General features: G+C 73.2%; 1 protein-coding gene. It reads left to right on the forward strand.

The window, feature by feature from the left end; all coding sequences use genetic code 11:
- A partial coding sequence (locus tag V2J85_RS40460) for a hypothetical protein (protein ID WP_330824369.1) occupies window positions 1–478 on the forward strand: 478 nt, incomplete at both ends.

The following is a 478-nucleotide window of genomic DNA, read 5'->3' on the forward strand; positions in this document are numbered from 1 at the left end:
TCGCCGGAGAAGGTGTCGGACGGCGCGGCGGCCATGGAACGCATCCAGCGCCTCTACCCGGAGGTCGCCCTGATCGACGTACCGGAGGACATCCTCTACAACGCCGACGTGGGCCCGGACGCGTTCCGCCGGTTCTTCGCCGCCGCCGACGAACCGGCGGGCCCGGCGGAGGCCGTACCGGACACGGCGACGGTCGCCCTGGCCACCGACTGCGAGCTCCAGCGGGTCCATGTGGCCAACTCCGGGGCCGTGCACTTCGACGACCCCGCCGCGCAGGACACCCGCCCCGTCTTCGAGGTGTCACGCATGACGCTGACCATCGCCGTCGACCGGGCGGCCTCGGCCCTGTACCCGCTGAGCCGGGCGGAGGAGTTCGTCCTGAACCGTCTCGCGGAGGGCCCGATGTCCGCCGCCGACGCGCGCACCGAGATCGAGCGGTACGCCGCATCCGCACCCGACCGCGACGACACGGCCGACC

Source organism: Streptomyces bugieae (assembly GCF_036352915.1).
GTDB lineage: Bacteria > Actinomycetota > Actinomycetes > Streptomycetales > Streptomycetaceae > Streptomyces > Streptomyces endophytica.